The sequence below is a fragment of the Luteibacter sp. P4_E6 genome (genome assembly GCF_056401535.1).
The window spans coordinates 1-6,485 of the sequence record NZ_JBFUJE010000220.1 but is presented as its reverse complement, the minus strand read 5'-3'; the positions used below and the strand labels follow the sequence as shown (position 1 = coordinate 6,485).

Below are 6,485 nucleotides of genomic sequence, written 5' to 3'. Positions count from 1 at the left end.
TCGTCTCGCTTCGTTGGGGCTGGCGCCGTCGCCGCGGCGCCGATCGTCGGTTCCGGTACGCGTGCGCCGAGCGCCGCCATATCTGCGCCTGTCGGTGCCGTACCGCTGCGCGCCACGCCGAGTGGAACACCGCCCGCGAGCGCCGCAGCCGATGGCGAGGGCGACGATGGCCCCGTACCTGGCATGACCGGTGTTTCCGCCGCCGAGGCGTTGCCGCCGATGCCGGGTCAGAAGTCAGTGCCGGGTCAGAAGTCAGTGCCGGGTCCCGCCGCCTCGTCCGGCGCGATGCCGCGCCTCGCAACGCCTGCCCAGGGGCCGACCGTCGCTTCGGTCCCGGGCAAACCCACGATTTACCTCCAGGTCGGCGCCTTTTCCGACGTGGCGAATGCCAATCGCGTGGCCGACCAGCTGAACAAAGCGGGTCTGGGCCCTGTCAGTGTTATCGAGACCGCCGTGGGCGGCCGCAGCGTGCGCCGCGTGCGCGTGGGTCCTCTGGCCGATGTCGACACCGCCGACCGCGTGACCGACCAGATATCCGGCATGGGCCTGCCTCGCCCGTCGGTCGCGGTAGACTGACCTCCTTTTTTCTTGCTTTGACTGGATCGCTGAAACGATGAAGCTCTTCCCACGCTCCCTGTTCGCTTTCGCCGCCGCTGCGCTCGTCGCCGGCGTCACCGTGGCGCAGCAGACCCCGCCGCATCCCACGCCCGTTCCGCGCCCGGTCGTTCCCGAAGCGCCGGTACCGCCGCCGCCGGACGTCGAGGGCAAGAGCTGGGTGCTGATGGATTACAACACCGGGCAGATCATCGCCTCGAAGGATCCGGACGTGCAGCTGGAGCCGGCCTCGATCACCAAGATCATGACCGATTACGTCGTCTCGGCCGAGCTGGGCAACGGCAAGATCCACAACTCCGATCCGGTCACGATCAGCGAGAACGCCTGGCGCGGCGGCGGTGCGAGCACCGACGGCTCGACCAGCTTCCTCAAGCTCAACAGCCAGGTGCCGCTGAAAGACCTGCTCTACGGCATGATCATCCAGTCGGGTAACGACGCCGCCATCGCGCTGGCCGAGCACACCGCGGGCTCCGAGCCGGCGTTCGCCAACCTGATGAACGCGTACGCCAAGCAGATCGGCATGACGCATTCGCAGTTCCAGAACGCCTCGGGTTACCCGGTAGCGAATCACTACACGACGGCTCATGACATCGCGATCCTGTCGCGCGCACTCATCCACGACTTCCCCGAGGATTACGCGATCTCGGCCGTGAAAGAGTTCGAGTGGAACGGCATCAAGCAGCACAACCGTAACCTGCTGCTGTGGCGCGACAACACCGTCGACGGCATCAAGACCGGCCACACCGCCGCTGCCGGCTACTGCCTGGCCGCTTCGGCCAAGCAGGGCGATGCCCGCATGATCGCCATCATCATGGGTGCCAGCAGCGAGAAGGGCCGCGCCGACGCCGCGCTGGCGCTGCTCAACTACGGCTTCCGTTTCTACGAATCGCACAAGCTGTACGAAGCCAACAAGCCGCTGGCCACGCCCAAGCTGTGGAAGGGCGCTGAAAACACGATCCCGCTCGGCGTTGCCGAAGACGCACTGGTGTCGGTCAAGCGCGGCGACTACGACAAGCTCAAGGCCAATCTCGATATCCCGGCCACGCTGATCGCTCCCTTCAAGAAGGGCCAGCAGGTCGGTACGTTGCGCGTGACGCTTGATGGCCAGCCGGTGCTCACCACGCCGTTGGTGGCCCTGAACGATGCACCGGAAGGCGGCTTCTTCTCCCGCCTCTGGGACACGATCATGCTGTGGTTCCACAGCGACAGCGACAAGAAGTAAGAGGGCGGCACCATGCGTGAGATCGACTTCAGCGATGCGCAGAAAGACGGCAAGGGCTTCCAGTTCCCGGGCGAGTTCGAGATCACGGCCATCGGCAATGCCGCGGCCGGTCTCGACAAGCACATCCCGGCGCTGCTCCACGCTATCGGCCTGGAAGTACTGCACGAGACCCTGTCGACCAAGCTCACCCCGGCTGGGAATTATCAGTCGGTCACGGTGAGCTTCGTCGCACCGAGTCGTGAGAAGTACCTGGAAGCGCATAGCACCTTGCGGGCTGACGAGAACATCCGCTTTACGATGTAACGCCCTTTGTGGGAGCCGATTCATCGGCGATGCCTTGTGTGGGAGCCGCTTTAGCGGCGATGGGCCTTGCCGGCTGCCGCCGGATCGCCGCTGAAGCGGCTCCCACACAGAGCCCTCCCATCAGCCTTGTAACACTGGGCCAGCGCCCACAATTCCTCGACATCCCCTCCGACCCGATCCCGATGACCCTCCCGCTCAACGTCCGCCGGCTGGGGCGCGTCCCCTACGAATCCACCTGGAAGGCCATGAGCGCCTTCACCGACAACCGCACCGAYGACACCGTCGACGAGCTGTGGCTGCTGGAGCATGACCCGGTGTTTACCCTGGGGCAGGCGGGTAAGGAGGAACACGTGCTGGCGGCGGGGGATATCCCGGTGGTGCGCGTGGATCGCGGTGGCCAGGTGACCTATCACGGTCCCGGCCAGATCGTGGCTTATCCGATGATCGACCTGCGCCGCGTCGGCGTGGGCGTGCGCGAGCTGGTCAACCGGATCGAGCAGGCCATCATCGACACCATGGGCGAATGGAATATCGGCGCCGAACGCCTTGAGGGCGCCCCGGGCGTCTACGTGGCCGGGGCCAAGGTCGCGGCCCTCGGGCTGCGCATCCGCCGGGGTTGCAGCTTCCATGGGCTGGCCTTCAACGTGGACATGGACCTCGAGCCCTATCACCGCATCAATCCCTGCGGCTACAAGGGTTTGGAGGTCACCCAGGTGTTAGACTTGGGCGGTCCGTCGCGGTTGGCAGACGTGGAAGACGTCCTGGTACAGGAATTCTGCAAGCAGTTTGGCTTCCACGCCGTATCAGCCGAACCCTCCCTCCCCGAACTCCCCGCCCGCATTGCGGTCTGAGGTCGTAGCCGTTATGAGCCAACCCTCCACTTCCCCCTCCCGCAGCATTCCCATCGCCGTCGTCGACAAGCCGGGCGAGAAGATGCTCGGTAACGACAAGATCGCGCTCAACCGCGCGAACTTCGATACCGACGTGCCCAYGCTGCGCAAGCCGAGCTGGATCCGCGTGCGACTGCCCCAGGGCAATGCCGTGCAGCAGCTGAAGGCGCGCCTGCGCGAGAACTCGCTGGTCACGGTCTGCGAAGAAGCCTCCTGCCCGAACATCCACGAATGCTTCTCCAAGGGCACCGCCACCTTCATGATCCTCGGCGAGGTCTGCACCCGCCGTTGCTCGTTCTGCGACGTGGCCCATGGCCGCCCGCAGCCGCCGGATCCGATGGAGCCGGCACGTCTGGCCGAGACCATCCGCGACATGCGGCTGAAGTACGTGGTGATCACCTCGGTCGATCGCGACGACCTCCGCGACGGTGGCGCCGAGCATTTCGCCTCGTGCATCCGTGCGGTGCGCCACGCCAGCCCGAACATCCGCATCGAAATCCTCACCCCGGATTTCCGCGGCAAGGGCCGTATGGAGCGCGCGCTGGAAGTCATGAAGGACTTCCCGCCGGATGTCTTCAACCACAACCTCGAGACGGTGCCGCACCTGTACCGCGAAGTCCGTCCGGGTGCCGATTACCAGTGGTCGCTCGACCTGCTCAAGCGTTTCAAGGCACAGCACCCGGAGGTGCCGACCAAGTCCGGCATCATGCTGGGCCTGGGCGAGACGATGGAGCAGGTGCTCGAGACCATGCGCGATCTACGTAACCATGACGTCGACATGATCACCATCGGCCAGTACCTGCAGCCGACGGCGCATCACCACCCGGTGGTCCGTTACTGGACGCCGGACGAATTCGAGGCGCTGCGCGTCGCCGGTGAAGAGATGGGCTTCGGCCATGTCGCTTCCGGCCCGTTGGTGCGATCCTCCTACCATGCCGACCTGATGGCTCACGCCGCCGGCGTCGTCGAATAAACGCCCCAAAGCAATCCGAGGCTTCGACTACATGACCCTTCGCCCCGCGTTCGCCCTCCTGCTGGCCCTTTCCGCCGCAGGTGCCCAGGCACAGACAGCCGCCCCGCAGCAGCCGGGCGCGGCCGCGCCGGCGACGAAGGCCGCGACACCGCAGCCGAAGGACGCCTCCGAAGCGGCGACCTCGCCGGAGCCGCAGCGCAAGGAGTCCAGCCTCCCGCTGAAGCCGACCGCCGCCGAAGCGCAGGCCTCGCAGCTGTCGGCGCGCTTCCTCACGCGCTTCCACTACCAGGCGCAGCCGCTCGACGACGCCATGTCGGCCAAGATCTATAAGGCCTACTTCGACTCGCTCGATGCCGAGAAAGTCTTCTTCACCCAGGAAGATATGGACAAGTTCGCGCCGCTGAAGACGCAGTTCGACGACGCGATCTGGAACCAGGACCTCACCGGTCCGTTCTCGGTGTTCAACCTTTACGTGACGCGCGCCGTGGATCGCATGAACTACGCGCGCGGCCTGCTCAAGAAGGGCTTCGACTTCAGCGGCAACGACAGCTTCAACTTCGACCGCAAGAAGGCCGCGATCCCGAAGAACCAGGCCGAGCTCGACGACGTGTGGCGCAAGCGCACCATGAACGACTGGCTGCGCCTGAAGCTCGCCGGCAAGAGCGACGACGACATCCGCAAGACACTCGACAAGCGCTACGCGACCTACATCAGCCGCGTGCGCCAGCTCGATGACGAAGACGCGACGCAGGCCTTCATGACCGCGTACGCCAACTCGACCGATCCGCACACCGACTACCTCGGCCCCCGTGCCGCGGACGCCTTCGATATCGCCATGCGCCTGTCGCTGGAAGGTATCGGCGCGGTGCTGCAGGCACGCGACGACTACACCACCATCCGCGAGCTCGTCCCGGGTGGCCCGGCGATCAAGTCCGGCAAGATGAAGGCGGGCGACCGCATCGTCGCCATCGGCCAGGGCGAAACCGGTCCCATGGTCGACGTGGTTGGCTGGCGCCAGGACGACGTGGTCAAGCTCATCCGCGGCAAGAAAGACACCACGGTCCGCATCGAGATCCTTCCGGCCGATGCCGGTGTGGACGGCAAGCACGACATCGTGACGCTGATCCGCAAGAAGGTCACGATGGAAGAGCAGGCCGCCAAGTCCAAGGTCATCGACGTGAAGGACGGCGATGTCACGCGCAAGATCGGCGTGATCGACCTGCCCACGTTCTACCAGGACTTCGGTGCACGCCGCGCCGGCGATACCAATTTCAAGAGCGCCACCCGCGACGTCGCCAAGCTGCTCACCGAGCTCAAGGCGCAGAAGGTCGAGGGCGTGGTGATCGACCTGCGTAACAACGGCGGCGGTTCGCTGTCCGAGGCGACCGAGCTCACCGGCCTCTTCATCGATACCGGTCCGGTCGTTCAGGTGCGCGATGCGCGCGGCCAGATCGACGCCCAGGGTGACGACGTGCCGGGCATGTCGTGGGATGGCCCGATGGCCGTGCTGGTCAACCGTGGTTCGGCGTCGGCGTCGGAAATCTTCGCCGCGGCGATCCAGGATTACGGTCGCGGCGTCATCATCGGTGAGCCGACCTTCGGCAAGGGCACCGTGCAGAACCTGGTCGACCTCGACAAGTTCGGCAAGGCCGCGACGGGCGAAGATGCCAAGTACGGCGAACTCAAGATGACCATCGCCGAGTTCATCCGCATCAACGGTGACAGCACGCAGCTGCGCGGTGTCACACCCGACGTCATGTTCCCGCAGAACGGCGACGCCAAGGAATTCGGTGAGTCCACCTACGACAACGCATTGCCGTGGCGTCACATCGATCCGGCCGACTACAAGCCGGTCGCCGACCTGAAGCCGATCGTCGGTCCGCTCAACGCCAAGCACGAAGCGCGCGTGGCGAACTCGCCGGCGTGGAAGCTCATGCTCGACGAAATGGCCGAGTACAAGAAGCTGCGCGACAAGACCGACATCTCGCTGAACTTCGCCGCACGCCAGGCCGAGCGTAAGCAGTACGACGCGCTGCAGACCGACTTCCGTAACCGTCGCAAGGCGATCTTCGGTGGCGACGGCAGCCCGGCGGGCGCCGGTGACGACGCGAACAACGGCGACGACGGCCTCAACGCCAACGAGCGCAGCCTCAAGACCGAGATCAAGGCGGAAGCCGATGCGAAGAAGGCGAAGGACACGCCGCTCGATGAAGCCGCACACATCGTTGGCGATGAGGTTTCGCTGATCAAGGCGGATCCGAAGATCGCCGCGCAGGTGCTGCCGTACGGCGGGCGGAAAATCGACGCCCCGCAAACGGCGCAGGTGCCGTCGAGCCCTCCGGCTTCGACCACGCCGTAAAACAAGAAGCCCGCCATTGGCGGGCTTTTTTTTGCTCCGTGTAGGAGCCGATTCATCGGCGATCCCGCGGCAGCGGGCCAGGTTGTCGCAAGCACCCATTCGCCGATGAATCGGCTCCTACAG

Annotated in this window: 6 protein-coding genes; all 6 read left to right on the top strand. The window is 65.3% G+C overall.

Annotated features, from left to right (window positions below; translation table 11 throughout):
* The coding region (locus AC1DT2_RS13590; RefSeq protein WP_477296825.1) for an SPOR domain-containing protein at window positions 1-576 on the top strand (576 nt) is incomplete at its 5' end.
* Between the two features lie 37 nt (window positions 577-613).
* Window positions 614-1,837, top strand: coding sequence for a D-alanyl-D-alanine carboxypeptidase family protein (locus AC1DT2_RS13585; protein WP_063574055.1), 1,224 nt, complete (start codon window positions 614-616; stop codon window positions 1,835-1,837).
* A 12-nt stretch (window positions 1,838-1,849) separates the two neighbouring features.
* On the top strand, window positions 1,850-2,140 hold the full coding sequence (locus tag AC1DT2_RS13580) for a DUF493 family protein (RefSeq protein ID WP_063574054.1): 291 nt from the start codon (window positions 1,850-1,852) through the stop codon (window positions 2,138-2,140).
* Window positions 2,141-2,322: 182 nt separating this feature from the next.
* Window positions 2,323-2,991, top strand: a complete 669-nt coding sequence (lipB, locus tag AC1DT2_RS13575; RefSeq protein ID WP_213949424.1) for a lipoyl(octanoyl) transferase LipB — start codon at window positions 2,323-2,325, stop codon at window positions 2,989-2,991.
* 13 nt (window positions 2,992-3,004) lie between these two features.
* On the top strand, window positions 3,005-4,003 hold the full coding sequence (lipA, locus tag AC1DT2_RS13570) for a lipoyl synthase (protein WP_477296822.1): 999 nt from the start codon (window positions 3,005-3,007) through the stop codon (window positions 4,001-4,003).
* Between the two features lie 31 nt (window positions 4,004-4,034).
* Window positions 4,035-6,362: a carboxy terminal-processing peptidase gene (locus tag AC1DT2_RS13565; protein WP_477296820.1), complete on the top strand. Its 2,328-nt coding sequence runs from the start codon at window positions 4,035-4,037 to the stop codon at window positions 6,360-6,362.
* Window positions 6,363-6,485 lie beyond the last annotated feature (123 nt).